A 25,178-nucleotide genomic window follows, 5' to 3' on the forward strand; every position below is an offset into this window, starting at 1 on the left:
ACAAGGAATATGGCTGCCTGCTTGTATAATTTTGTATTGTAATTAAACAACAACACAATGGAAACTCAAAATACAACAATGCAGGCCCTTATCGCTCCTGAAGCAAATGCGCCTTTCACAATAACCGTAGTCGACCGCCCAATTGCCTCCAAGGGCCAGGTACTGGTGCGTATTATAGCCAGCGGCGTCAGCGTATTGGATAATAAGATCCGTACCGGTAAAGGCGGGCATGCCAGGCAGCCCTTACCTGCTATTTTAGGAATGGACTTTGCCGGCATAGTTGAAGCCGTTGGAGCTGATGTAAATACTTTTAAACCTGGTGACGAAGTGTACGGCCTTGCCGGTGGTATTGGTGGGCTACAGGGTACTTACGCGCAATATGCTGCCTTTGATGCGGACCTGCTTGCTATTAAACCATCTCACTTAAGTTTCAGACAGGCGGCTTCGATGCCGCTTAATTTTATTACTGCCTGGGAAGGCCTTGTAGACAGGGCAAATGTGCATGAGGGACAAAAAGTGCTGGTGCATGGTGGTGCCGGAGGCGTTGGCCATTTAGCGGTTCAGGTAGCGAAAGCCTTTGGCACGGATGTATATGCTACAGGCAGCGTGGCCCAGCAGCAATATATTGAAAGCATTGGCGCTACCTTTATTGATTACCGTGCCTCAACTGTTGACGAATATGTGAACAATTATACTAACGGCGAAGGGTTTGATATTGTATATGATACCCTGGGCGGAGCCACTTTAGATGCATCATTTAATGCGGTGCGTTATTATACTGGTCATGTGGTAAGTTGCCTGGGCTGGGGAGAGCATAAGCTGGCGCCCTTATCATTCCGGGGAGCTACATACTCAGGAGTGTTTACTTTGATGCCGATGCTCAGCGGTAGGGGCCGCAAACATCATGGTGAAATTATGCAGCAGGCTGCAAAACTTGCAGAAGCTGGTAAAATTGTTCCGCTGGTGGATGAACGTACATTTACATTGGCTAACGCCAATCAAGCCCACGAGATATTAGAGAATGGTAAGGCAAGCGGTAAATTGGTGATTGACGTTGCGGAGTAAGGTGACTCACCCTAAAATAAGTTGACCTCTCCGTTTTCAAGGCCCAGGGTTTTAAAACGGCCTGAATAACGGGCGGCTGATCAACGGCGAAAACGACCAGGGGATGGAACTTAAAATAACCAGCAGGGCAATGGTTAGCCAAATGGCCGTGATTTTAAATTTGTCCTTATCAAGTGTTTTTCGTTTGGCTTTTGATGAGGCAACAGTGATCAGCGTAATGCCGATCAGCATCATGGTAACATGCTCCATGCCAAAAAACCTGATCTGCCGCTCGTGCACCGCTTCTTTAAAATGGCTGATGAAATAATTGGCTATCGGGCTGATGAAATACAGCCAGAGCCCAATAGTTAGCTGGATATGGGCAATATTGGTAGTAATAACCCGTACGCGGTCTTCAAATTTTGAATAGCTTTTGTTAGTAAGCCATCCGCTGTAAGCGCGATAAATGGCAAAAAGCAGGCTGGCCAAAACAAACCAGCGCGTAAGAGAGTGTAATGCTAAAATAAAAGCGTACATATATTAATGTATGACGACCGGCAAAGGAAAAGATTTTATCCGAAATAAAATTATTTTGATACCAATCCCCTTATATAAATTTCACCGGGTTTATCAGTTGGGTGCCTTCCGGCAACAGGGCCTTTGCGGGCTTCAGGCGCCAGCATCCATATGTTGATCGTTACATCCGGCGACCCATCTTTATTCTTTTTCCAGGTTAGGTTTATTTCGTTGATGTCCTGCGCCGAAATGAGCATACTTTCATCGTCAACAAAATAGCCGTCAACAGCAAACCTCACATTACCACTTACTCCAAACCTCCTTTTTATATCGTCAAAAGTATTTGTTTCAATTTTCACTCCTTTTTTAAGGGTTATCATTATTATACCAAACCTGCTTAGGTTGGCGACGTTTGCTGGAACATCTTTGTCTTTAAAAATTGTCAACCAGGTAACATCATTTGGATTTATATGGCCAAGACCAGTAATGATTTTGGAGTTAACAATAATTAATGGCTGCCGTTCCTTTGCATCAGGTAAATGGCGGTATAAGGAATCGGCGGGAGAATTAGACTGGTAGCTTTTATATGCATTAGTTGTGTCTTTAAACGAGGGGCTTTGATTGGGGTTTAACAAAGCTTTGCCGGTATCTGGCTTTGCCTGCAAAGGTTGAGCTGATTTAATTTGCGGCGATGACGTTTGAGGTAGGACTGTCTGAGCAAAAGCGGTAGTTCCATAAAACAGACACACTAAAACAGTTAAAAGATTTTTCATGGTTGTAATGTTATGGATAAGATGCAGACGCTGTTTGATTTCCATAAATTATTCAAATTATTTATAGCGGGTTAGTAATCCACCATGTATTTCCGAACGGGTCTTTTACCCCTGCACTCCTGCCGTATGGTTGATCGGCCGGCGGCATAACGCTTTCGGCTCCACTATCAATGGCCTTCTGGTAAGTTTCGTCACAGCTTTCTACATATACAAACATACCTGCATTTTGCTGTTGGTAAGTATCGGTACAATCGGCAAACATGATGGTGCTGCCATTGATGTTAACCTCTGCGTGCATAATGGTGTGTTCGTCGCGCATGGTTTTAAATTGTTCGGTTGCGCCAAAAACCTTTTGGGTAAACCCGATAAACTGAGCGCCGTTTTTAACAATGAGGTAAGGCATTACAGCCTGGTAATTTTCGGGAATGTTTATTGTTGCCATAATTTGTTTTTTTCTCAAAATTAGCTGTCCCCCCTGTTCTCAAAATTGTAAAAACCGGACATTATGCATTCCGGTATTCAGTTCCCTCTGCCTTGCCTGAAAAATAAAAACCCGGATGATAGCCTGTAAACTCCTTCACGTCATGAATAAAGTGCGACTGGTCGTAATACCCGCATTCCAGCGCTATTTGGGTTAGTGTTTTATCTGCATTATATTGAGTCAAGGCATCCTGAAGGCGCACCAGCCGCATATAAGTTTTAGGGCTAAAGCCCGCGGACTCCTTAAATTTACGGTCGAACTGCCGTGCCGATAAATTATAAGCATCAGCCAGTCGAGCAACCGTTCTGTGTTGTTTATTATGGATCACATCCCTGACGGCTACCGCTATGCGGTCATCTTTCAACACACTTTGACGTAACCGGGCTATTAAAAATGCAGACAGGATCTCTGCCCGTTTATGGTTATTTCCGGCCACCATGATCTGCTCTTCCAGCTCCTGGCCCGGCCGGCTTAAAAACGTATCGAAATCAAATGCGAGGTTACTGGTTTGGCTGCTGGGGATATTAAAAAAATAAGGCACTGCAAAAGGATAAATATAGGCGCCAAATATGCCAAAGCTTTCGGTTGTTATAAACCTGCGATATTGTGTAGTTTGAAATTGAATGCCTGACAGGCTTGGGCTTTGCTCATTCTTCCCATTCAATTCATTAAACGACGAACGGTAGTGAAATACCAATTCGGTACAGGCATCAGCAACAGAGCGATAAATATATGACGAATGATCCGGCTTCAGTTCATGCTCAAGCACCCAGTAAAATCTTACATAAGGTTTAAGCTCGGCCGGTGGCTGGATCGTGAAATAACGCATCGTTTTGATTTGGGATTGCGAATGTTCGATTTCGGGATTAAATAAATTTAGGGTTTTATTTAAAAGATGACCATCCGCCAGTTTAGTTATTATTCCTTCACTATTGAAAAAATGTTCAATCCGTCCTCAATCACCTATAATTATAAAACCCTCCTGAACCTCTTTAAAACGAGCGAGCACCCGGCTTAATATTGCATGCTTACTCTGTATGCTATTGTTTAATGTTAACAAAGATCTCTGAATCAGTGATATCATAAGCCAGATATGATTTGCATATATCCGCGTTGTCCCATAAGGATCAATTGTTACCCCTGTTGTCTTTTTTAAACTGGACAATACCGGCTCTAAAGTTTCAATGTCCGTTTCATCTAACTCAAATAGTTTTTGACTGAGGTGGATATCATTTATATCATAAAAATCCAGAGGCATTTTATTTCAGGATAACTTTTCTCCCAAGATGTGGGATATTACTTCGTATAATGAAACCTAAGTGAGTAAACTGTTATAATATGGTCTTCTACTTTGTAAACAATACGATGTTCTTGGTTAATGCGTCTTGACCATGCACCCGAAAGGTTGTGTTTTAGTGCTTCAGGTTTACCGATACCTTTGAACGGATCAATTTGTATTGCCTGGATCAATTGACGAATCCGTTTAAGGATAATGATATTTCCGCTCTTCTTCCAGTATTCGAGATCAGTCAGCGCTTCGTCAGTAAAATTTATAGTTTCCATATATCATCAAGGTTAAGTTTGGTGACTTTACCTTGATGCTCTTGCTCAATTGATTTTTGCAGATGCTGAGCATTTGCTTCTGAAGAAAGCAAGTAAGCAGTATCATCCGTTATTTCACTCGTTTTATAATCAACATGCAGGGCATCCAAAAAAATCCGGATAGCAGTTTCCTGATCTGCATCTGCAGGATGTATGGTTAATGTTGTCATATATCAAATATACCCGTTTTTATTTCAACCGTCAAATCTGTCTAAAATACAACCCGATACAGCCCCTGCAAATAATGGGGCAAATCCGAAATCAAAATCCCTAATTCCGAAATTTCCTTACAACCCTTTCGTTATCGCTTCGTAAACAACATCCTGAATCCTTGGCCTGATATTAAGGCTGCCCAATTTACTGGACACCGAGGGGTTCACCCTGTTTGACAGGAATACATATACCAGGTTGTATTTAGGATCAACCCAGATACAGGTGCCTGTAAAACCGGTATGTCCAAAAGCCTGATCTGACGCCAGTTTTGAAGGATAGTGTCTTTCGGCTATCGGGTCCCAGCGGTCAAAACCCAGTCCGCGGCGGCTCACCGGCGATTGTTTGGAGGTGAACAGGTCAACAACCTCCGGCTTAAAATATTGGGCACCGCCATAACTCCCCTTGTTTAAAACCATCTGGTATAATATGGCCACATCATTGGCACTGCCAAATAAACCGGCATGCCCGGCAACGCCACCCAAAAGCGCTGCTGTTGGGTCATGTACATATCCATCCAGTAATGACATACGGTACTCCTTATCATTTTCGGTAGGGATTATCCTGTCGGGCGTAAAGCGGTATAAGGGTAAGAAGCCTGCAGTTTGCATTCCCAGCGGAGTATAAAAATGCTGCTGTACATAAATGTTGAGCGGCACGGCAGTAATGTTTTCAACAACCTCCTGCATAAATAGCATGCTAACATCACTATACACATATTGCCCGCGCGTTTTTAACGGCGAGTTCAGCATATCGGGCAGCATTACATCTTTATAATAGTCTTTGCGCAGGTAATAATGATCAGATACTTTTGTGGGGTAAGCGGCAGACGAATCGGTACTGTGATCAGTTGGCTTTACCTTTTCAAATGACTGGATATCGGGGATCAAGCCTGCCTGGTGCAGCAGCACTTCGCGGATCCGGATGTCGTTTTTATTGCTTTTACGGGCAAGGGGAATATAATCGCCAAGGGTTTTCTCCAGACTTAGTTTACCCTGGTCGGTAAGCTGCATGGTTTCCATGGTAGTTGCCGATACCTTGGTCATGGAGGCAAGGTCAAAAATATCGGTCAGCTTGTCTGGGATCACATTATCATAGGTGTGATAACCGTAAGCTTTATTAAATATCACTTTACCATCTTTTGCAACCAATACCACGCAGCCGGGAGTGGCATGCTCGCGGATAGCTTCCTGTGCTATTTTATCTATTCCCTGCAGGTTGGCAGCATTTATGCCAGCTTCTTCAGGAACAGTGTATTGCAGTCTCGTTTTCTCGGTAGTAAAGCCCATCCCGGTTTTATAAACCGCACTGTAGTTTTTCGCTAATTTTTGAGAGATACTTACCCCGCCGAATATAGCTTCGGCACTGTACATGGCCGATACCTCGGATACCCGTTCTGTCCAGATCACGGGGGCGGTTATAACATCAAGCTTGCTCAATAGCGAACCGTTGCCAAAAGCCGCGACAATTATATTCTTGTTTTTTTGATTGGTACTGATAAAATCAATCACATCCGGATTGCTTAAATCGGCATCATTTACCTGTACTATAATGGTGTTATAAAACTTCAGATCGGAAGTAAGATTGGCCAGCGTTTTATTACCCGAATAAGTGGCACCGTCAAACAGTTGTACTTTGTTATATTTATTAAGCAAGCTATCAAAAACGGCGGCGTACTGGTTATTGAAATGCACACTGGCAATTTTTAAATCCTCCAGCTTTTGCAGCGGCACCAGGTATGAGGCATTGTTAAGTAACACGGTGGAGTTGCCAACCAACCTTTCTTCGGCAATGAAGGCCTGCCCTGTTAACGGTGGATTTTGCGCGCAAGCGGTATTAAATAATGCAAACCCTAATAGTACTAAAGGAACACGGCCCCATTTATTTTTTATCATATACTTTAACTCCGTTTATATAGCTTTGGGTCACTTTGGTTGCCGGGATCTCGCTGCCTTTTACTTTCATAATATCTTTATCCAATATCACAAAGTCGGCGTATTTACCGGGTTCAATGCTGCCTTTTTCTTTTTCTTCAAAATTGGCTTTGGCTGCCCAAATGGTCATTCCCTTTAATGCTTCAATCCGGCTCAGGGCGTTTTCAGGCTGAAAACCACCTTCCGGGAAACCTTTCAAATCTTTGCGCTCAACCGCTGCATAGAACGTATAAAGCGGATTAATGTTCTCAACCGGGAAATCGGTACCCAAAGGGATCCACCCGTTTTGCTTTAACAATTGTTTATAGGCATAAGCCGTTTTAAGCCGTTCGCGGCCCAGTCTTTTACCGGCCCAGTACATATCCGATGTCGCGTGTGTAGGCTGTACCGATGGGACAATACTGTATTGGCCAAACATGTCCAGGTCTTGCGGCGATACGATCTGCGCATGCTCGATACGCCACCTCAGGTCGTTTTTGCCTTTTAAATTAGCCGCATAAATCTTAAGCATTACCCGCACAGCCGAATCGCCAATGGCATGGGTACACATCTGGAACCCGCGGGCCGCTATTTTTGGAGCTATTTCTTCGAAATGTTTTGGGTTACTCAACAAAAAGCCGCTCCATTTGGCCGAGTCGGCATAAGGTTTTAGCAGGCAGGCCCCTCTTGAACCGAGTGCGCCATCGGCATAAACTTTAAATGCCCTTACATTTAAACGGGGTGTTTTAACAACTCCCTTCTTAAACAGGTAATCATAATTTTCCTGCCTGTCGGCCAGCATCACATACAGGCGCATTTTCAGGTCGCCTTTATTTTGCAGCTCGGCAATGGTGTTTACCATGGTATAAGGCAGCCCGCAATCATCAACAGTAGTTAACCCAGCGGCAAAACAATTTTTCTGTGCCGATAGCAAGGCTGTATCTATAATAGCAGCTGTGGGCTCCGGAATTTTACGGGTAACTATACCTACCGCGTTATCAACCAAAATACCGGTAAGTTTCCCGTTACTGGTTTCTATTTCGCCGCCGTTAATGGTTTGCCCCGGTTTAACACCGGCAATGTTCAGTGCTGCCTGATTGGCTATAGCGGCGTGCCCGTCAACACGGCTAAGGATCACCGGCCTCATCGGGAACAGCGAATCCAGCTTTGCCTTATCGGGGAAATGTTTATTAGTCCAGTCGTTTTGGTCCCAGCCGTTACCAATGATCCAACCGTCGGTATTACGTTCGGCATAAGCTTTTACCGAGTCAATAATTTCGGGCCAGCTATGGGTGCCTACCAGGTTTACTTCCTGCAGGCCCATACCATATTCATAAAAATGGGCGTGGGCGTCAATAAAGCCGGGATAAACCGCGGCGCCCTGCGCGTCAACCACTTCGCGGGCGTTGTATTTTTGTTCAAGGGAATCGGCATTGCCTACTGCAAGTATCTTTCCTCCGCTTACTACAAATGCGCCTGCTGTTGTAAAATTGCTATCTACGGTGTACACAACCGCGTTTTTTACCAACATATCGGCATTGTATTCCTTTTGTTTGCAGGCCGCTGCCAGTAATAGCAGCGCGGGCAATAGTCTCTTCATAAAGTAATTGTATGTTTATTGTAATTGTATTAAACCACAAAAGTATATACAACTATCAAATCATAAAGTTATGCCTTCAAATATTTAATTTAGCATCGAAATAGAAATTGGAGGGAGTTTTTTTTAGATGTCAGACATTATTCAGCTTTTACCGGATGCCGTTGCCAACCAGATTGCCGCGGGCGAAGTAGTGCAGCGACCGGCCTCTGCGGTAAAGGAATTGGTAGAAAACGCTATTGATGCAGGTGCGGATAAGATCCAGCTCATTATTAAAGATGCCGGTAAATCACTGATCCAGGTTATTGATAATGGCTGCGGCATGAGCCTTACCGACGCCCGCATGTGCTTTGAGCGCCACGCAACTTCAAAAATACGCAAGGCCGAAGATCTCTTTGCCATCCGTACCATGGGTTTCAGGGGCGAAGCCATGGCGTCTATCGCCGCTATTGCCCAGGTAGAGCTGAAAACCCGCCGCCATGAAGACGAACTGGGCAGTTGTATAACTATTGAAGGCTCTGAAGTGATAAGCCAGGAGCCATGTGCAACTAACGCGGGCACATCCATCTCCATAAAAAACCTGTTTTATAATACCCCGGCCCGCCGTAATTTTTTAAAGAGCAACCCGGTAGAGATGCGCCATATTATTGACGAGTTTCAACGTGTGGCCTTAGCACATCCCGAAATCTTTTTCACCCTTCACCATGATAGCCAGGAAGTTTATCATTTGCCTGGCACCACGCTTAAACAAAGAATAGTACACCTGTTTGGCAATAATTATAACCAGCGGCTGGTACCTGTTGAAGAAGATACAACGATTATTAAGTTGCGCGGTTTTGTAGGCAAGCCCGAGTTTGCACGTAAAACCCGGGGCGAGCAATTCTTTTTTGTAAACAACCGCTTCATCCGTGATTCGTACCTTAATCATGCTGTAACAACAGCGTTTGAAGAACTATTGCCCGATGATTGTTTTCCGTTTTATGTGTTGTTTATCGATATCGACCCTTCAAAAATTGATATCAACGTACACCCTACCAAAACTGAGATCAAATACCAGGATGAAAAGGCTATTTATGCCATAATCCGGTCGGCAGTAAAGCGGTCATTAGGCAGATATAACATTACGCCCAGCCTGGATTTTGACCAGGAAAACAGTATCGAGCACCTGATAACCCCCAAACCATTTGAGGAGATCATCGCCCCTACTATTTCTTTCAATCCAAACTTTAACCCATTTGCTGATAAAGCAGAAAAACCCAGGCAGGAGCATCCCTTTTTAAGGGAGAGCGGAGGTTATAAAAAAGACCCCATTCCACAAAACTGGGATACTTTGTATGAGATCAGCAAAAAGGAAACCCTTTTTCAGCACGAGATCCACGAGGAAAAAACCATAGCGGTTGATGAGCAGGATGTAAGTAAACCAAGCGAGCGGCAACTGTTCCAGATCCATAACCGGTTTATCCTGTCGCAAATAAAATCGGGCTTTATGCTCATTAACCAGCAGGCCGCGCATGAGCGTATTTTGTACGAACGCTTTTTACAACAGCTGCAAAATCATTCGGGTGTGAGCCAGCAAAGCTTATTTCCGCAGTCGGTAACACTAAACGGTGCCGATTTTGAGTTATTGAAAGAGCTTTTGCCTGATATCCGGTCGCTGGGTTTTGACATCCGCGAATTTGGAAAAAACACCGTGGTAGTAGAGGGGATCCCGGCCGAATTGAACAACGTTGGTGAGCATGAGCTTTTAGAACATTTACTGGAAGGTTTTAAAAACAATATGGCCATCCTTAAATTAGATAAACGGGATAACCTGGCGAGGTCACTGGCCCGTAACGGCGCTATTAAATCAGGAACAAAGTTATCCCTGGAGGAAATGAACCAGCTTATCGACCAGCTTTTTGCCTGTGAATCACCTAACCAGGCATTGAATGGTAAGCCCGTAATCAGTACCTTTACTATGAACGAATTAATGGAACGATTTGAAAAATAGCCCCAGGCTAAATTATATATGAACGGATACAATCAATCGCCTTTTGCCAACCTTACACCTGTTGTTAAAAATCTGCTGATTATAAATATAATATGCTTTTTGCCATTTGTATTGTTTGGGCAATTTTATGAGGCCAAAATAGTGCCATTGTTAGGCGGTTTTTATTTTAATTCGCCTTATTTCAAGCTATGGCAAATCATTACTTACATGTTCCTGCATGGGGGGTGGGGCCATATTTTCTTCAACATGTTTGCCTTGTTTTCTTTTGGCCCTATTGTAGAATATGCTATCGGCTCAAAAAAGTTTTTTAACCTCTATTTTTTATGCGGAATAGGGGCAATTCTGTTTCAAATTGCGGTACAGGCCATAGAGGTGCATGGCATAACCGGCAGCTTTACCATTGCCCATCCCTCACTTCAGTCATCTTATGCAGAATATGGCGAAAATGCTGAAAAACTTATTGATATTTATGCGACACCGATTGTGGGGGCATCAGGAGCAATATTTGGTTTGCTGATTGCTTTTGGCATGCTGTTCCCAAATCTTGAACTGATGATATTGTTTATACCTGTGCCCATCAAGGCAAAATATATTATTCCTGTATATGTAGTGATAGAATTATTTTTAGGGGTAAAGCAATTTTCCGGAGATTCGGTGGCGCATTTTGCACACCTTGGCGGTGCGCTTATCGGGTTTTTATTAGTTAAAATTTGGCGATTACAACGGCCAAACAATTTTTATTAATAACAGTAGTTATCTTTGTAATACAGCTTTATTATGAGCACCCTTTGGCAAAATATCCACTACAAAATGCTGCGCTCCGGCAATAGGCTGAACCTGCTTATCGGCATTAACGTGATTGTTTTTCTGGCGATAAACATTTCGGCAATAGTTGAACAGTTACTAACGCATTTTGGGGGCAGTATCATTTTACTTTATGCCGATAAGTATTTAAACATGCCGGCATACCTGCCAGATTTGCTTAAACGCTTTTGGACGCCGTTAACCTATATGTTCATGCATGCAGGTATACTTCATATCCTGTTCAATATGCTTTGGCTATATTGGATGGGGCAAATATTTGAAGAGTACCTTGGTAATAAACGTACTATAGGTTTATACTTAATGGGCGGCCTGGCCGGTGCTGTGTTATATCTGCTGGCCTTAAACCTGCTGCCTGCATTTACCAGTGCTAACGCTGCACAGAACAGTACCATAGTTGGTGCATCGGCCAGTGTAATGGCCATTGTTGTGGCAACGGCCACTTTGTTGCCCAACTACACCATATCATTAATTTTATTTGGGCCGGTAAAATTAAAATGGCTGGTATTTGTAATCCTGGTTATTGATTTTTTGGGTATAGTTGGTGCAAACGCGGGCGGCGAAATAGCCCACCTTGGTGGTGCTTTAATGGGATTTGTGTATATTAAGCAATTACAAAAAGGCCATGATTGGGTGGGCGGAATAGCCGGGCTGTTTAAACGGAAACCCAGGCTAAAAGTGGTATCAAATAATATGGGCAAAAACGCATCCGACTACCCGCGCCAGGAAGAGGTCGACCGCATTTTAGACAAAATATCGCAATCGGGCTACAATAGCTTAAGCAAACAGGAGCGGGAAATTTTATCGCGTGCAAGCAAACAGGAATAAATGATAAAAAAAAAGCAAAGTATTTTTAGCAGGGTATTATTATGGATAAACCTGTTTTTTTGTTTTGCTTTACTAATAGGATATTTAGCCCCCTCGGTTGATCCGCGCAAGTATTGGTTATTCGCCTTCTTCGGCCTTGCCTATCCTCCTATACTGTTGGTTAATATAATCATGATGCTGTATTGGCTGCTGCGTAAGCGCTGGCAGTTTTTATTTTCGCTGGTCAGTATTTTAATTGGCTGGGGAGTACTTAATAACAATATCGGGTTCAGATTTAAATCAAGTTTTTCGTTGCCCCCGGGGCTCAATGTTGTACATGTCATGACCTACAACGTGCATAACTTTAAACATTTTGGCTTCAATAACGATATATCAACCAAGCATGAGATCCTGGAGATCATCAATAGCGAGCAGCCGGATGTGATAGGGTTCCAGGAGTTTTATACCCGCAATAAAGGGCAGTATGAAACACGCGATTCGATCAACAAAATATTAGGCAGCAATAACTTTTACTTTGAACCCTTTAGTTTTAACAGCCGTGAAGCCATTGGCATGGCTATCTTTTCGAAATTCCCTATCCTATCAAGAGGGATGATCCGCCTTGCGGCCGACAGAACATCCGGCAACCAGTGCTTATATGCTGATATAAAAAAGGGAGATAAAATTTTCAGGTATTATAATATCCACCTGCAATCCATCAATTTTAACCCGGACGATTATAAATATATCGACAGCGTATCAAAAAAAGGAAAAACCGACATTAAATCAACCAAGCGCCTGGGGAGCAAGCTTAAAATAGCTTTTATGAAAAGGGCTGAACAGGTTTTCAAAGTAAAAGCACATGCGGCTCAATGCCCTTACCCATATATTATAGCCGGCGATTTTAATGATACCCCGTCGTCATTCGCTGTTAACCAAATGGCCAAAGGCTTAAACAATTCATTCCGCGAAAAAGGCTCGGGCTTGGGCCGCACTTATAACGGCGATTTCCCCAATTACCAGATAGATTACATTATGAGCAGCCAGCAGTTTTCGGTTTTCAACTACAAGGTGATCGAAAAAAAACTTTCAGACCATTATCCTTTACGCAGCGATCTCGTACTAAATTAACATAAGTCATTGCTCTTCGTTTGTAAAAATAAACCCGAAAGCCGGCAGGCAGTAACTTAAAATTGAAAAAATCGTAAGTTTGCGCTCATGCAACAAAATTTGTTTGTTTACAACACTTTAACCCGTAAAAAAGAATTATTTAAGCCCATTAACGCGCCGCATGTTGGCATGTATGTTTGCGGGCCTACTGTTTATAGCGATGTTCACTTAGGCAACTGCCGTACTTATATATCTTTCGACCTTATGTTCAGGTACCTTACAGCTATTGGCTACAAGGTGCGCTACGTACGTAATGTAACCGATGCAGGCCATCTCGAAGGAGACGCCGGCGACGAGGGCGAAGACAAAATTGCAAAAAAGGCCAAGCTTGCACAGCTTGAGCCAATGGAGATAGTACAAAAATATACCGTTGGCTTCAGGGATGTGATGAGGATCCTGAACAACCTACCCCCAAGCATTGAGCCTACAGCTACCGGCCATATCATTGAGCAGATAGAAATGGTGAAGGAAATACTTGCCAGGGGCTATGCTTACGAGGTGGATGGTACCATTTATTTTGATGTTGAAAAATATAACAAGAGCCAGGACTATGGCATACTAAGCGGCCGTAATCTCGAAGACCTTTTAAATAATACCCGCACGCTTGGCGGCCAGCAGGAAAAACATGGCAAGCTTGATTTTGCCCTGTGGATAAAAGCCAAACCCGAACACCTGATGAAATGGCCTTCGCCATGGGGCGTGGGCTTTCCCGGTTGGCACCTGGAATGCTCGGCCATGAGCCAGAAATACCTGGGCAGCCACTTTGATATTCATGGAGGCGGGATTGATCTTGTGCCAACGCACCATACCAATGAAATTGCCCAAAACGTAGCTTGCTGCGGTACCAACCCGGCTAATTACTGGGTGCATACCAATATGCTTACGGTAAACGGGCAAAAAATGTCGAAATCATTAGGTAACAGCTTTTTACCGCACGAATTATTTAGCGGTGAAAATTCGATACTAAATAAAGGCTACAGCCCCATGACGGTAAGGTTCTTCATGCTGCAGGCCCATTACCGTAGTACACTTGATTTTGGCAACGAAGCAATGGAGGCATCCGAAAAAGGGTTTAAACGCCTTATGAACGCCTTCACCCTGCTTACCGATGGATTAAAAGCCTCTGCCACTACCGAAGTTGAAATAGCACCATTAATGGAGCGTTGCTATGCGGCTATGAACGACGATTTTAACAGCCCGGTTTTAATAGCGGAGCTCTTTGAAGCATCGCGCATTATCAATTCGGTATATGATGGTAAATTGAAAATTGACGGCGCTAATCTTGAGCAGTTAACCGCGCTTATGAATTTATTTGTGGTTGACGTACTGGGTTTACAAAATGAGCAGGCGGCTAATGACGATCTGCCAAAAGTGTTAAACTTTATTGTCGATCTGCGCAGCGGTGCTAAAGCCAATAAGGATTATGCCACGTCAGATAAGATCCGTGATGGTTTATCACAGATAGGTTTCCAGCTAAAAGATAGTAAAGAAGGGACTACCTGGAGCAAAGCCTGATAACAGGCCACGATTTTAAAGCGAGTTGTAGTAGCTGAATAATTTAGCTAAGGCAGCATCGCTTTTAAAATTAACTTTGTTGGTTTTGATATACTCCTGCATTTTATCGCCCTTGTCGCTCATTGCTGCGAGGATGGTTTTTTGCGACGGCCTGATCTTTGTCATTTGGTTATTGGCAAAAATGTAGTAGCTATTGGCCGTCATGAAAGTTTTGGTGGTCACCTGCGAAGCAAAGCCCGTTGACTCAAGTACTTTTTTCTTGTAATAACGGAGCAGTTTAACCTTTCCGTCTCCTACTACCTGGTAAAAAGTTTTTGAGGTTTGATCGTCCACAGCCGGGAAGCCGCTGCTAAAGTTCATATCTGTTTGGTCACTTTCTTCAAGCGCGATGCCTTTTATTGAAAAACCTTTCACCGGGTCAACAAAGGCCTGTACCGATGAATCCCGGGGGCTCTTAAACAAAAGTTCATCCCCGTAAATATTATAGTTCAATATTGCATTAGCTATTTTGCCGTTAACGAAATAAACAGTGCCATTCAGCCAGTTATCGGTAAGGAGGGCGCTGCCTTGTATGCCATCATTGGTTTTAAGATAATATGGGCGGCCGGTATAATCAGAAAGATATTGCGCTTTTGCCTTTACACACAGCAATAAAAGTACAAATACGCAGCATAGCTTATACTTTTTCATGAAAGCAATTTATATTGATTTAAACAAAAACAGATTAGTTGGGTTATGAAGTTAAGTGTTTTTTTATTCAACTTCATTATTAAGTAAATTTAAATATTTACGCATATTTTATATGATCAAACCCGCGCTCTGCAATTATTTGCCCATATCTTCGTTTCAGGATAAAACAAAAATAATGCAATTGTTAAATTATGCTATGCTGCGTAATGCATTTTGACTATTGCGTTTCCGACTTAAAATTTATTACTAAATTGCTCCCTAAAACCCGAATATAAATATGAAGAAAATAATATTAGCTGCTACATTTATTGGTTATAGTGCTTTTGCCCTGGCGCAGGACGCTGTTAATGTAAACAAGGTAGTTAGTGTTGAACAAGCTTTTGATAAGTTAGTTGAACGTAAAGGAATAAAAGATGGTTTCCTGGCAGTTGCCGATCCCGATGGCATCATATTTAAGCCCGATGTAGTAAAGATTGTTGATTTTTATAGTAAGATTGATAAACAAGCCGGAAAGCTTAGCTGGCAGCCCAAGTTTGCCCGGATCTCGGCCAATGGCGACCTGGCGTTCACCGCGGGCCCCTATGTATATCAAAACGGCAAAACTGATGATGATAAAGTGTTTGGCGATTATGTGTCTATCTGGCGTACTAACGCCGATGGTAAATTAAAGCTTCTCATCGACCTTGGTATCCAGCATCCTGAAGCTGAAGAAGAAGTCGTTACCGATTTTAAAGAACCCGACCCGGCGCACCGTTCAGGCCCAAGTAAAGACCCATTCGGCGCCAAAAATGTTATTATTGGTACCGATAAAACATTTAATCATGGGTTAACATTATCGGCTATGGCCAGTTATAAGGAATTTTTAAGCCCTGAAGGCCGCTATTATTTCCCCGGCTTTCCGCCAATGACCGGTACCGATGTGGTGATGAAGTTTATCAATAACGAAGCCATCAGCATCACTGCCGAAACTACCGATGGCGGCCGCGCCGCGAGTAATGACCTGGCTTATACCTATGGTCACGCCCGCATTACCAAAGGCAATGTTGTAGGCAACTACAATTATGTAAGGGTTTGGGAAATTGACAAAACAAAAAAATGGAATATCCTTCTTGAGATTTTCTCACCTATTGAGAATGAGTAGTCTTTGAGTGATTAGAGGTTTGTTGTGAGAGATTAGAGACTGGAGATTAGAGATTAGGGTAACAGGTTGCCCGTAAGGACGCGGCGCAATAAGTAATAGAAAGGCCTTGTAAACTATAAATTACAAGGCCTTTTTACTTTATCGACTATTAAAAACTAATCTTCAACCACTCCTAACCTAACCTCTAATCACTAAAATCAAAACAACTGCTCAATAACATCAGCTGCTGATAATCCTTCGGCTTCCGCATGATAGCTGCGCACTATACGGTGGCTTAAAATAGGTTTGGCCACTGCCTGCACATCTTCAATATCGGGCGAGTATTTACCGTTAAGTACCGCGTGGCATTTAGCACCTAATACTAAAAACTGCGACGCTCTTGGTCCTGCGCCCCAGCTTAGCAAGCGGTTAATTTGTGGTGTGGCAAACTCGCTGTTGGGGCGGGTTTTGGATACCAGTTTCACCGCGTACTCCATCACATTATCGGTAACCGGGATATTGCGCACCAGTTGCTGAAAATAGATGATCTGCTGGGCGTTTAATATTTTATTTACTTCTGCTTTAGTAGTACTTGTGGTGTTCTTAACAACCAGCAGTTCCTCTTTAAATGAAGGGTAGCTGAGGGCTACATTAAACATAAACCTGTCCAGCTGTGCTTCGGGCAGTGGATAAGTCCCTTCCTGTTCAATAGGGTTTTGGGTAGCCAATACAAAAAAGGGCTGTGCAAGCTTATGTGTTACGCCTGCTGCGGTAACCGCTTTTTCCTGCATGGCCTCAAGCAGGGCTGCCTGCGTTTTTGGCGGCGTACGGTTTATCTCATCGGCCAGGATAATGTTTGAAAAAACCGGGCCGTGGATAAATTTAAAATTGCGGTCTTCACCTAATATTTCAGAGCCGATGATGTCTGAAGGCATCAGGTCGGGCGTAAACTGGATCCTTTTAAAGTCAAGGTCAAGCACCTGCGATACCGTTTGCACCAGCAGGGTTTTTGCAAGCCCGGGCACACCAACCAATAAACAATGCCCGTTACTGAAAATAGAGATCAGCACAAATTTTATCACTTCATCCTGACCTACTATTACTTTACCTATTTCGGCACGTATTTGCTGGTAGGCCTGTTTTAAAGCGTTTGCGGCTTCTACATCAGAGCTGTGTTGCATAAAATTATTTAGATGATGATTTGGTTTTGGTCTCCGGGATTACGGGCGAGGGATTGGTATTTACCCATTTCTTCAACACATCATATGCCTGATATTCTTTATCAATTTTAATGAAAGTTTCCTTGCGCCGTTTTTCGAACCATTGAGATACAGTTCTGTTAACCTTATCATTATAGGCATATTCCTTAAGTTTAGGGAAATCCTGCTCTAAATTAGCTTTATGGGCATTGGTAGCCGATTTAAGCATCAATATTTTGTAGCTCTTTTTACCGTCGGCACCGGTAAACAGATCAGGTTTTGAAATGCTGCCGATTTTCATCGTATCGGTAATAAGCGCAACTTTAGGATCAAGTTTATCGGTAGGGATAAAAGTTGAGCGGCTTTGTACGTCTTCGGCATTAAGCATCATGCCACCGTTGTATTTAGTGTCTTTATTGTCTGAGTAATAGGCTGCAGCGCTTGAAAAATCGACACCTACATTCTTGTCTTTTACAAGTAAGTTGTAAATACTATCGGCTTTTGCTTTTGCCCTATCCAAACTGGCCTGGGTAACAACCGGTGTAATGAGGATATGCCTTACGTGAACCTGTTCGCCGCGGCGTTCAATCACCTGTAAAAAGTGGAAACCAAAATCCGTTTCAAACACCGGGGAAATCTCGCCAGCTTTTAACTTGAAAGCGTTTGCGGTAAATTCCTTCACAAAAGTGGTACGGTCGGCAAAACCAAGGTCGCCTCCTTCAGGTGCCGAACCCGGATCCTGCGAATAAAGCCTGGCCAGTGTACCAAAGTCTTCGCCCTTTTTAACACGTTGCCTTAACTCTTCGGCCTTAGCTTTGTAAAGGTCTTTTTCTTCTTTAGTTAATTTAGGCTGAAAAACAATCTCACCAACTTCAACTTCTTTATTAAATGAAGGCAAGCTGTCCTTAGGGATTCCATCGTAATATTTTTTAACATCCTGAGGGGTAACATTCAGCTTCTCGGTAATGTGCTGCTGCATTTTTTGAGCAACCATCTGCTCTTTCAGGTCGGGCCTGATCTCATCTTTATACTGGATAACCGAACGGCCTAAAAATGCTTCCAGCTTTTCCTGCCCGCCCGCGCGCTGCGTCATTTCACGCATACGGCGATCAACGTTGGCATCAACATCTTCTTCCTTTACTTCAATACTATCAATTGCGGCTTGCTGGGCAAGCAGTTTTTGGGTTAACAAAGTTTGTAAAATACGGGCTTTAACAGATGGGTCAGGTTGGTTTCCCTGTACCAGGAAGTTAGCGTAAGACAGTTCAATGTCTGATAGCAGTATCGGGCTGTTACCAACTACCGCTGCAATTTTATCAAGCGTTTTGCCGGATGTGGGGGCAATAACCGAATCGGCTTTAACCAGTTTTTTTGCTGCTGTATCTGATGCTACCTGTGCCTTTGCAAATGTAATTGTTAAAATAAAACTTAGTACTAATACTCCTAACTTTCTCATGTAACGCTGTTATACTAAATAAAACGGGATAGTTAACCCGTTAAAAACTACGAATTTCGGTAAAATTTATTAATTATAACCGAACAAATATTTTCTGCAAAACCAACCGGCTATAATTGTGCTAATATGCCTATAAAGCTTGAAACCGTTTAACTACTTTTGGTTAAAATTTGTTAAAGTGAAAGTTGAGAATCCCGCCGCGTTTCGTTTTTTGTTAGAGGATGAACTTTACCTGCTCAATGCAGATAAAATGTTGTATGATAAAATTGCCGAACCTGAACTCACCACAGCGGAGCCATCATCACCCATTATTGAACAAATAACACCCGGATCTGCAACAACCAGACCTGCTTTAGCCGCTGAACCTCAGCCTGTAATACCAACGCCGGTTGCCGGATTTAAGTATAAAGGCCAAAACTTAAAGAACTTCCTGGTACTTACCAGTTATAGCACTGATGAGTTTATAAAGGCCGAACATTTAACAGCCCTTGAAAATATCCTCAAACGTAAGGAACTTGGCCCCGATGATGTAGCTATATTTAACCTTGCCAACTACAGTGAAACGAAATTTAGCCAGCTGAAGCCATTTTTTAAGCCAACCAAAGTGCTTGTTTTGGGAGGAGATGCACTTCCGCAGGATATCAAAGTGCTTAAGCCTAATAAGCCGGTAACCTCAAACGGAATCACTGTACTGTACAGTTATTCGTTTGATGAAATGATGAACAATGTAGAGTATAAGAAGACCTTTTGGGAACTGGTAAAAACATTATAAATAAACCCGCCATTAAATTAATATGCAGCAGTTAGTTTTCGCTACCAATAACCGTCACAAGCTTGATGAGGTTTCGGCTAAACTCAATGGGGCCATTCAGCTTTTAACCCTGCACGATATTGGCTGCTATGATGATATTGAAGAAACCGGCACTACGTTTAAAGCCAACGCCTCAATCAAAAGCCATTATGTATATGCTGAGTATAAGCTTAACTGCTTTGGCGATGACAGCGGGCTGGAAATTGACGCCCTGAACGGAGAGCCGGGTGTATACTCGGCCAGGTATGCAGGTACCCACGGTAACCACGCCGCCAACATTAGTAAAGTACTTGATAATTTAAAAGGCGAAGCAAACCGAAAGGCCCGCTTCCGTACCGTAATTTCCCTGATCTGGAACGGCGAAGAGTACTTTTTTGAAGGAACGGTTGAAGGCACCATCCGGCAAGAGCCGAGTGGTAATAGCGGTTTTGGCTATGATCCTATTTTTGAACCGGAAGGTTACGACATTACTTTTGCCGAAATGAGTATGGACGAAAAAAATAGCATTAGCCACCGTGCAAAAGCAATGGAAAAGTTGATCGCATTTTTAAATGAAGCTGGTGAATAATCATTTTAGTACACTCAGCCTCAACTTAACGCGTTACAATAACAGTTATTTATAAATAATAAAGGTGCTTTTTTTCTAATGGTAAAACGTTTAACTAAATTTATTCGATATTAGCAGGAAGAAACGAAACCTTAGTGGTGTAAGCCCCGTAAAATAGAGCTATAAGGAATAACCTATGAACATTATTAAGCAAATCGGTAAAATTTTATCGGAAAGGGATACCAACCCTAAGTTTATTAATAGCCTTAAAAAAGTTCGGGAAGCGGACCAGATTGCCGAATCAATCAATAAAAGGTTAACTGAATTAGAAAAACGCACCCGCCAGCAGGCGGTGAATTTATAATTACACACTTTGGCAGGATTTATGCTATTTATGCATAAAATATACTGTCATGAAAAAGTTAATTCAGACCTCAATCGCAATCTTTTCACTTGTTTTGGTCATTTCGGCCTGCTCGTCAACCAAAAGCACAACTACGTCTAATGTATCGCGCGGTAAATTTGTTGGTACCTGGACCTGCAATAATGTAAGTTACGACGGCCTTGTACAAAATGCAGTACAGAGCGTATTTGATCAGGCTCCCCCCGAAGCCTTTGTTGGCAGCACGTGGAAGCTCACCAACAGTGGTAATGGTATCTACACTTTAACCAACGGAACATCGCAAACCATTTTCTGGTCGGTTTATAACGGTGGTACAACCGGTACACAATTCCAGTTCAAAAAACTTTTTGAAGGCGATAAAGCCAAAAACGTATCCGAAGGATATCGTTTGGATATTGCCAGCAACGATGGCTCAACCATGACCTTGAAATCGCCGGTTACCGTAGGCAATACCACCGGATACATTGTATATTCGTTTACTAAAAACCCTTAATTGAGGTTAAAGCTAAAAGGCGAAAGGTTAAAGGTTTCCTTTCCAGCTGATAAAATGAAAAAGGCGAAGTTCTCAAACTTCGCCTTTTTCATTTTCAGCGCGAGGCCAAACCTTTTACCTTTATCCTTTCACCTTCTTACTCGGCTGGTGCAAATTTTAAGCATACCGGGTTGCCAATATCAACTCTGATGCCTGTTTGGGCAAGTTTGCCGGTGTTTTGATCTATTTTGAATACCCACATGTTATCGCTGTTCTGGTTAGCCACTATCAGGAAGTTACCTGTTGGGTCGATAGCAAAATCGCGTGGGTTTTTGCCATAGGTAGACTGGCGCGCTACAAAAGTAAGCAAACCTGTTTCCTGGTTAACAGCATAAATATTGATTTCGTTGGTTTCCAAACGATTTGAAGCATACAGGAAACGGCCATCGGGCGAAAGGTGAATAGCTGCACCTGCAGTTTGGCCGGTAAAGCCATCTGGCAGCATAGTAATGGATTGTTTTTGTTTTAGCTTACCATTATTGTAATCAAACGCAATAACGTTCGATCCCATTTCGGTTACCAGGTAAACAGTTTTTTTATCAGCCGAAAATTCCAGGTGCCTTGGGCCCTCACCTGCAGTAACACTTACAAAGGCCGGTGTTGCGGGTACAATACGGGGCTCTTTTGAAGGACGGTAGCGGTAAACGTTTATTTTATCGGTGCCAAGGTCATTATACAATACATATTTTTCATCGGGTGTAAGGACCGCCATATGCGCGTGTGCAGATTCCTGCCTTTCCTTGTTTATGCTATGGCCATCATCATGTACCGTTTGAATTCCGTTAGCTATTGAACCATCTTTATTCAAAGGCATTACCGCAACGTTGCCGCTTGAGTAGTTAGCTATGATCAGGTTTTTCTGTGCTTTATCAACCGAGATATGGCACGGATCGGCGCCCAGTGTTGATTGCTTGTTGATAAAAGTCATTTTGCCCGTTTTGGGCTCAAATGAAAATGCGCTTACCTCGCCCTTAGGCAACTCATTAACTGCATAAATAAATTTATTATTGGCGCTTAATGTTAAATACGACGGATTATTTACGCCATCAATTTCACTAAGGTAGGCCAGCTTGCCAGTTTCGGCATAAAAACGGTATACAACAATGCCCTTGCTTTTGCCGGTGGTGTAAGTGCCAACCACAAGGTCGAAAGTTTTAGGCCCTGTTTTTTTATTTTGTGCGAATGTTAGCGCCGGTGAAAGCATAGCTATGATCAAAAGAAATTTCTTCATGGTTGATTATATAAGGTCTATTAATTAATTCACAAATAGCAAAAAATACTGACAATCATATAGCTTTAAGCTTTATAAATTCAGCTTTTAGCCTTACAATCATTGCTGTGCAAGATAACAAAATAGACAAAAAAAATGCCCCGCTGTTTAACGGGGCGTTTCATTATTTCATCAGGTGTTTTAACTGGATCACTTCTTTTTCATCGAGGTAACGCCAGCGGCCCCGCGGAAGGTCTTTTTTGGTAAGGTTAGCGTAAACTACCCTGTCCAGCTTAACAACCTCGTAACCCAGGTGCTCAAACATGCGGCGCACAACACGGTTTTTGCCGCTGTGGATCTGGATCCCAACTTCACGTTTTGATCCGCCGGCTACGTATGATACCGCGTCGGGCTTAATTACGCCATCTTCCAGCTCAAGGCCGAAAGTTAATTTATTCAGGTCGCCTTGGGTTAGGCTTTTGCTCAGTTCAACCTGGTATAATTTAGTGATGCTGTTACGCGGGTGCGATAGCTTATCGGCCAAATCACCATCGTTTGTCATTAACAACAAACCGGTGGTGTTACGGTCAAGGCGGCCAACGGGGTAAATACGCTCGCGGCTTGCCTTTTCAACCAGGTGCATTACTGTACGGCGTTCCTGCGGATCATCTGTAGTTGTGATATAATCCTTTGGCTTATTTAACAATACATAAACCATTTTCTCGCGTTTCAGCGTTTCGCCGTTATATTTAATAGTATCCTTAAACGGATCAACTTTGGTACCTAATTCTGTTACCACTTCGCCGTTTACAGATACCACGCCTGCGGTAATCAGCTCATCGGCCTTACGGCGTGAACAAATACCCGCGTTTGATATGTAACGGTTCAGGCGGATCAGCCCATCGTCTTCTGATTTTTTTGCAGGAGAATTTTTACGACTGCGCATGGTTTTAGGGGCATCCTGTTGGTTTTCCCTGTCATGCGGCCTGTGTGCCGGCCTTTCGCCAAATGGTGATTTCTCTTTAAAACCACCTTCGCGTTTTTTGAAGCCGCCCTCGGTTCCTCTTGGTGCAAATTTACGTTCGCCCCCTGCATCACCGCCAAAGGTTCTTTTAGGTTTGCCCTCAAAACTTGCTGATGAACGGGTACGTGGAGATGAGTAAGGTTTTTTTTCGCCTTGTGCTTCGCCGCCGAAACTTCTTTTCGGCCTGTCGTTATCACCGGTTGTTGGCCTGCCGCTGTAAGGTTTACGCGGGCCGCCACTAAATGGCTTCCTTTCGCCTGTGCTATCGCCGCCAAAGTTTCTTTTTGGCCTGTCGTCGCTGTCGGAAGCAGGCCTGCCAGAGTAAGGCCTTGGCTTAGCGCCTGATCTTTTATCGCCAGATGATTCCCCGCCCCTAAAACTGCTTTTGGGCTTATCGTCACTGAACCTGTTGCTTTGGAATGTTTTTTCCGGCCTGGAAAGTATTTTTTTCTCTCCGTTTGGAGTAGCTTTACCTTTTGGGGTTGATGCTGATTTTTTTGGTCGGTCGTCGGATCTTGAACTCCTTGATGACGACTTTCCGGGTTTGTCGTCGCGACTACCTGCTGGTCTCTTAAATACCATAATTTTTTGTTTAGCGCTTTCGCAGCGTGAGGGTCAAAGTTACGCTTTTTTGCCAATTTTTATCTAAAAAGATCAAAAAAATATCCTCTTGCAAAATCGCCGTTTAAACGGTTTTAAACACCGTTTTTGAACCAAAAACCAACTCTAAAAAAGTTAGCAAAATGGTAAGTATTTGATTATGTGATCTGTATAACCTACCTTTGCAGCACATTCTACCAAATGTATAGTTAAATGATAGGAAAAGAAATGATTAAAAAACACTTACTTACGTGCTCCGTAACACTGGTGCTGGTTCTCATTTCAGAGCTTAATATTTTCGGTACAACGATCATCGAAAAGGCTGCAAAAGCGGCAACTTTAAGCACCCGAACCTCAGATTTTATTTTTCTCAAAAGCTCAAAGGCAGTTGCTTACAACTTTGCCAATGAGGCTTTACCAGTTAATGACGCAAGGGTTACGCGTAAACTCAACAAATCGCTCAGGCAGCACGACTTTAAAAGTGTGCAGAGCAATGTATTGCACCGGAAAGCCGAGCTATGGTTTCCGATCATCGAGCCCATTTTAAAGTTTTACGGTATCCCGGAAGATTTTAAGTACATCCCCCTGGTTGAGTCGGGCCTTAAATCGGGCACATCACCAAAAGGAGCGTCGGGTTTTTGGCAATTTATGCCAGGTACTGCACGTACCTACGGACTTAGAGTAGGCCATGGTGTTGATGAGCGGAAAAACCTTCGCAAATCAACTATTGCAGCCTGCAAGTATATCAAAGAACTATACGATGAATTCAACAGCTGGACACTGGCAGCTGCTGCCTACAACAATGGCTCGATTAAATTAGCGCGCGCCATTAACAGGCAAAATGAAGATAACTACTTCCGCATGAAGCTGAACCGCGAAACCGGTTCATATGTTTACAAGCTAATTGCCATGAAAGCTATTATCGAGCAGCCAAAAGAGCACGGGTATGATAATTATTTTTATATCCCGCCTGCATCACAGTTGTTAGCGATTAATTAATGACAGGTAATCATACTGTAAATTAATTAAAAGATTACATTACGGAGCACTTTGAGGCCGGTCATCCACAGTGGATGATCGGCCTTTTTTGCTTATATTTGTAGCAAACTGTTGATAGTTTAAGCCAAAAATTTTAGGAAAGCAGCG

Annotated in this window: 25 protein-coding genes; 12 read left to right on the forward strand and 13 right to left on the reverse strand. The window is 43.0% G+C overall.

Annotated features, from left to right (window positions below):
- Positions 1–57: 57 nt before the first annotated feature.
- On the forward strand, positions 58–1,065 hold the full coding sequence (locus ABIC84_RS11365) for a zinc-dependent alcohol dehydrogenase family protein (RefSeq protein WP_429263624.1): 1,008 nt from the start codon (positions 58–60) through the stop codon (positions 1,063–1,065).
- Positions 1,066–1,116: 51 nt separating this feature from the next.
- Here the strand turns inward: ABIC84_RS11365 and ABIC84_RS11370 are convergent, their stop codons facing one another.
- The 8 genes from ABIC84_RS11370 to ABIC84_RS11405 form a co-directional block, all read right to left on the reverse strand.
- On the reverse strand, positions 1,117–1,581 hold the full coding sequence (locus tag ABIC84_RS11370) for a hypothetical protein (RefSeq protein WP_429263625.1): 465 nt from the start codon (positions 1,579–1,581) through the stop codon (positions 1,117–1,119).
- 50 nt (positions 1,582–1,631) lie between these two features.
- Positions 1,632–2,333: a hypothetical protein gene (locus tag ABIC84_RS11375; protein ID WP_429263626.1), complete on the reverse strand. Its 702-nt coding sequence runs from the start codon at positions 2,331–2,333 to the stop codon at positions 1,632–1,634.
- A 61-nt stretch (positions 2,334–2,394) separates the two neighbouring features.
- A complete protein-coding gene (locus ABIC84_RS11380) occupies positions 2,395–2,775 on the reverse strand; it encodes a VOC family protein (RefSeq protein WP_429263627.1) in 381 nt (126 codons plus the stop codon).
- A gap of 61 nt (positions 2,776–2,836) precedes the next feature.
- Complete coding sequence (locus tag ABIC84_RS11385) at positions 2,837–3,643, reverse strand: AraC family transcriptional regulator (RefSeq protein ID WP_429263628.1); 807 nt, start codon at positions 3,641–3,643, stop codon at positions 2,837–2,839.
- A gap of 467 nt (positions 3,644–4,110) precedes the next feature.
- Positions 4,111–4,377 (reverse strand): Txe/YoeB family addiction module toxin, encoded by a 267-nt coding sequence (locus tag ABIC84_RS11390; protein WP_429263629.1) that lies wholly within the window; start codon positions 4,375–4,377, stop codon positions 4,111–4,113.
- Positions 4,365–4,586, reverse strand: coding sequence for a DUF2683 family protein (locus ABIC84_RS11395; protein ID WP_090532581.1), 222 nt, complete (start codon positions 4,584–4,586; stop codon positions 4,365–4,367). Before ABIC84_RS11395 ends, ABIC84_RS11390 begins: the two co-directional genes overlap by 13 nt.
- A 117-nt stretch (positions 4,587–4,703) precedes the next feature.
- Positions 4,704–6,521 carry a serine hydrolase domain-containing protein gene (locus ABIC84_RS11400; RefSeq protein WP_429263630.1) on the reverse strand — a complete coding sequence of 606 codons (1,818 nt, stop codon included), beginning with the start codon at positions 6,519–6,521 and terminating at the stop codon, positions 4,704–4,706.
- The gene (locus ABIC84_RS11405; RefSeq protein WP_429263631.1) at positions 6,508–8,139 is read right to left on the reverse strand and encodes an amidohydrolase; all 1,632 of its coding nucleotides are present in this window, start codon (positions 8,137–8,139) and stop codon (positions 6,508–6,510) included. Before ABIC84_RS11405 ends, ABIC84_RS11400 begins: the two co-directional genes overlap by 14 nt.
- Positions 8,140–8,266: 127 nt before the next feature.
- Here ABIC84_RS11405 and mutL point away from each other — a divergent pair, with 127 nt between their 5' ends.
- The 5 genes from mutL (at position 8,267) to cysS (ending at position 14,440) form a co-directional block, all read left to right on the forward strand.
- A complete protein-coding gene (gene mutL, locus ABIC84_RS11410; RefSeq protein WP_426583405.1) occupies positions 8,267–10,126 on the forward strand; it encodes a DNA mismatch repair endonuclease MutL in 1,860 nt (619 codons plus the stop codon).
- Between the two features lie 18 nt (positions 10,127–10,144).
- A complete protein-coding gene (locus tag ABIC84_RS11415) occupies positions 10,145–10,870 on the forward strand; it encodes a rhomboid family intramembrane serine protease (RefSeq protein WP_091169174.1) in 726 nt (241 codons plus the stop codon).
- Between the two features lie 33 nt (positions 10,871–10,903).
- Entirely contained in the window at positions 10,904–11,776 is an 873-nt protein-coding gene (locus ABIC84_RS11420; RefSeq protein ID WP_429263632.1) for a rhomboid family intramembrane serine protease, read from the forward strand.
- Positions 11,777–12,886, forward strand: a complete 1,110-nt coding sequence (locus tag ABIC84_RS11425) for an endonuclease/exonuclease/phosphatase family protein (RefSeq protein ID WP_354485149.1) — start codon at positions 11,777–11,779, stop codon at positions 12,884–12,886. It begins immediately after the preceding gene.
- 87 nt (positions 12,887–12,973) lie between these two features.
- The gene (gene cysS, locus ABIC84_RS11430; RefSeq protein ID WP_426583413.1) at positions 12,974–14,440 is read left to right on the forward strand and encodes a cysteine--tRNA ligase; all 1,467 of its coding nucleotides are present in this window, start codon (positions 12,974–12,976) and stop codon (positions 14,438–14,440) included.
- Positions 14,441–14,455: 15 nt separating this feature from the next.
- On the opposite strand, the gene ABIC84_RS11435 is transcribed toward cysS, so the two are convergent.
- On the reverse strand, positions 14,456–15,130 hold the full coding sequence (locus tag ABIC84_RS11435; RefSeq protein WP_429263633.1) for a hypothetical protein: 675 nt from the start codon (positions 15,128–15,130) through the stop codon (positions 14,456–14,458).
- Positions 15,131–15,407: 277 nt separating this feature from the next.
- On the opposite strand from ABIC84_RS11435, the gene ABIC84_RS11440 reads away from it, so the two are divergent.
- A complete protein-coding gene (locus tag ABIC84_RS11440; protein ID WP_091169192.1) occupies positions 15,408–16,271 on the forward strand; it encodes a hypothetical protein in 864 nt (287 codons plus the stop codon).
- 197 nt (positions 16,272–16,468) lie between these two features.
- Here ABIC84_RS11440 and ABIC84_RS11445 read toward each other — a convergent pair whose 3' ends face one another.
- Together ABIC84_RS11445 and ABIC84_RS11450 are read right to left on the reverse strand one after the other, a co-directional pair.
- Positions 16,469–17,431, reverse strand: a complete 963-nt coding sequence (locus ABIC84_RS11445) for an AAA family ATPase (RefSeq protein ID WP_429263634.1) — start codon at positions 17,429–17,431, stop codon at positions 16,469–16,471.
- 4 nt (positions 17,432–17,435) lie between these two features.
- A complete protein-coding gene (locus ABIC84_RS11450) occupies positions 17,436–18,905 on the reverse strand; it encodes a peptidylprolyl isomerase (protein ID WP_429263635.1) in 1,470 nt (489 codons plus the stop codon).
- Positions 18,906–19,083: 178 nt separating this feature from the next.
- Here ABIC84_RS11450 and ABIC84_RS11455 point away from each other — a divergent pair, with 178 nt between their 5' ends.
- From ABIC84_RS11455 to ABIC84_RS11470, 4 genes are all read left to right on the forward strand, one after another.
- Entirely contained in the window at positions 19,084–19,677 is a 594-nt protein-coding gene (locus ABIC84_RS11455) for a hypothetical protein (protein ID WP_429263636.1), read from the forward strand.
- Between the two features lie 22 nt (positions 19,678–19,699).
- Positions 19,700–20,284, forward strand: coding sequence for a non-canonical purine NTP diphosphatase (locus ABIC84_RS11460; RefSeq protein ID WP_429263637.1), 585 nt, complete (start codon positions 19,700–19,702; stop codon positions 20,282–20,284).
- A 175-nt stretch (positions 20,285–20,459) separates the two neighbouring features.
- Complete coding sequence (locus ABIC84_RS11465; protein ID WP_175490073.1) at positions 20,460–20,627, forward strand: hypothetical protein; 168 nt, start codon at positions 20,460–20,462, stop codon at positions 20,625–20,627.
- Between the two features lie 49 nt (positions 20,628–20,676).
- Positions 20,677–21,159, forward strand: coding sequence for a hypothetical protein (locus ABIC84_RS11470; RefSeq protein WP_354485138.1), 483 nt, complete (start codon positions 20,677–20,679; stop codon positions 21,157–21,159).
- Between the two features lie 136 nt (positions 21,160–21,295).
- Here the strand turns inward: ABIC84_RS11470 and ABIC84_RS11475 are convergent, their stop codons facing one another.
- Positions 21,296–22,429 (reverse strand): lactonase family protein, encoded by a 1,134-nt coding sequence (locus ABIC84_RS11475; protein ID WP_091169211.1) that lies wholly within the window; start codon positions 22,427–22,429, stop codon positions 21,296–21,298.
- Between the two features lie 163 nt (positions 22,430–22,592).
- The gene (locus tag ABIC84_RS11480; protein ID WP_429263638.1) at positions 22,593–24,014 is read right to left on the reverse strand and encodes a pseudouridine synthase; all 1,422 of its coding nucleotides are present in this window, start codon (positions 24,012–24,014) and stop codon (positions 22,593–22,595) included.
- Between the two features lie 231 nt (positions 24,015–24,245).
- Between ABIC84_RS11480 and ABIC84_RS11485 the strand changes: the two genes are divergently transcribed.
- Entirely contained in the window at positions 24,246–25,031 is a 786-nt protein-coding gene (locus tag ABIC84_RS11485; protein WP_429263639.1) for a lytic transglycosylase domain-containing protein, read from the forward strand.
- The last annotated feature ends 147 nt before the right edge of the window (positions 25,032–25,178 follow it).

The sequence above is a fragment of the Mucilaginibacter sp. 3215 genome, assembly GCF_050433785.1.
Classification (GTDB): domain Bacteria; phylum Bacteroidota; class Bacteroidia; order Sphingobacteriales; family Sphingobacteriaceae; genus Mucilaginibacter.

What these genes read in the sequence shown, in the direction of transcription:
- ABIC84_RS11380 (WP_429263627.1), bottom strand. Translation starts at nt 2,775, where the DNA reads ATGGCAACAATAAACATTCCCGAAAATTACCAGGCTGTAATGCCTTAC.
- ABIC84_RS11415 (WP_091169174.1), top strand. Translation starts at nt 10,145, where the DNA reads ATGAACGGATACAATCAATCGCCTTTTGCCAACCTTACACCTGTTGTT.
- ABIC84_RS11465 (WP_175490073.1), top strand. Translation starts at nt 20,460, where the DNA reads ATGAACATTATTAAGCAAATCGGTAAAATTTTATCGGAAAGGGATACC.
- ABIC84_RS11435 (WP_429263633.1), bottom strand. Translation starts at nt 15,130, where the DNA reads ATGAAAAAGTATAAGCTATGCTGCGTATTTGTACTTTTATTGCTGTGT.
- ABIC84_RS11480 (WP_429263638.1), bottom strand. Translation starts at nt 24,014, where the DNA reads ATGGTATTTAAGAGACCAGCAGGTAGTCGCGACGACAAACCCGGAAAG.
- ABIC84_RS11385 (WP_429263628.1), bottom strand. Translation starts at nt 3,643, where the DNA reads ATGCGTTATTTCACGATCCAGCCACCGGCCGAGCTTAAACCTTATGTA.
- ABIC84_RS11370 (WP_429263625.1), bottom strand. Translation starts at nt 1,581, where the DNA reads ATGTACGCTTTTATTTTAGCATTACACTCTCTTACGCGCTGGTTTGTT.
- mutL (WP_426583405.1), top strand. Translation starts at nt 8,267, where the DNA reads ATGTCAGACATTATTCAGCTTTTACCGGATGCCGTTGCCAACCAGATT.
- ABIC84_RS11470 (WP_354485138.1), top strand. Translation starts at nt 20,677, where the DNA reads ATGAAAAAGTTAATTCAGACCTCAATCGCAATCTTTTCACTTGTTTTG.
- ABIC84_RS11390 (WP_429263629.1), bottom strand. Translation starts at nt 4,377, where the DNA reads ATGGAAACTATAAATTTTACTGACGAAGCGCTGACTGATCTCGAATAC.
- ABIC84_RS11460 (WP_429263637.1), top strand. Translation starts at nt 19,700, where the DNA reads ATGCAGCAGTTAGTTTTCGCTACCAATAACCGTCACAAGCTTGATGAG.
- ABIC84_RS11445 (WP_429263634.1), bottom strand. Translation starts at nt 17,431, where the DNA reads ATGCAACACAGCTCTGATGTAGAAGCCGCAAACGCTTTAAAACAGGCC.
- ABIC84_RS11395 (WP_090532581.1), bottom strand. Translation starts at nt 4,586, where the DNA reads ATGACAACATTAACCATACATCCTGCAGATGCAGATCAGGAAACTGCT.
- ABIC84_RS11425 (WP_354485149.1), top strand. Translation starts at nt 11,777, where the DNA reads ATGATAAAAAAAAAGCAAAGTATTTTTAGCAGGGTATTATTATGGATA.
- ABIC84_RS11450 (WP_429263635.1), bottom strand. Translation starts at nt 18,905, where the DNA reads ATGAGAAAGTTAGGAGTATTAGTACTAAGTTTTATTTTAACAATTACA.
- cysS (WP_426583413.1), top strand. Translation starts at nt 12,974, where the DNA reads ATGCAACAAAATTTGTTTGTTTACAACACTTTAACCCGTAAAAAAGAA.
- ABIC84_RS11375 (WP_429263626.1), bottom strand. Translation starts at nt 2,333, where the DNA reads ATGAAAAATCTTTTAACTGTTTTAGTGTGTCTGTTTTATGGAACTACC.
- ABIC84_RS11485 (WP_429263639.1), top strand. Translation starts at nt 24,246, where the DNA reads ATGATAGGAAAAGAAATGATTAAAAAACACTTACTTACGTGCTCCGTA.
- ABIC84_RS11475 (WP_091169211.1), bottom strand. Translation starts at nt 22,429, where the DNA reads ATGAAGAAATTTCTTTTGATCATAGCTATGCTTTCACCGGCGCTAACA.
- ABIC84_RS11405 (WP_429263631.1), bottom strand. Translation starts at nt 8,139, where the DNA reads ATGAAGAGACTATTGCCCGCGCTGCTATTACTGGCAGCGGCCTGCAAA.
- ABIC84_RS11365 (WP_429263624.1), top strand. Translation starts at nt 58, where the DNA reads ATGGAAACTCAAAATACAACAATGCAGGCCCTTATCGCTCCTGAAGCA.
- ABIC84_RS11440 (WP_091169192.1), top strand. Translation starts at nt 15,408, where the DNA reads ATGAAGAAAATAATATTAGCTGCTACATTTATTGGTTATAGTGCTTTT.
- ABIC84_RS11400 (WP_429263630.1), bottom strand. Translation starts at nt 6,521, where the DNA reads ATGATAAAAAATAAATGGGGCCGTGTTCCTTTAGTACTATTAGGGTTT.
- ABIC84_RS11420 (WP_429263632.1), top strand. Translation starts at nt 10,904, where the DNA reads ATGAGCACCCTTTGGCAAAATATCCACTACAAAATGCTGCGCTCCGGC.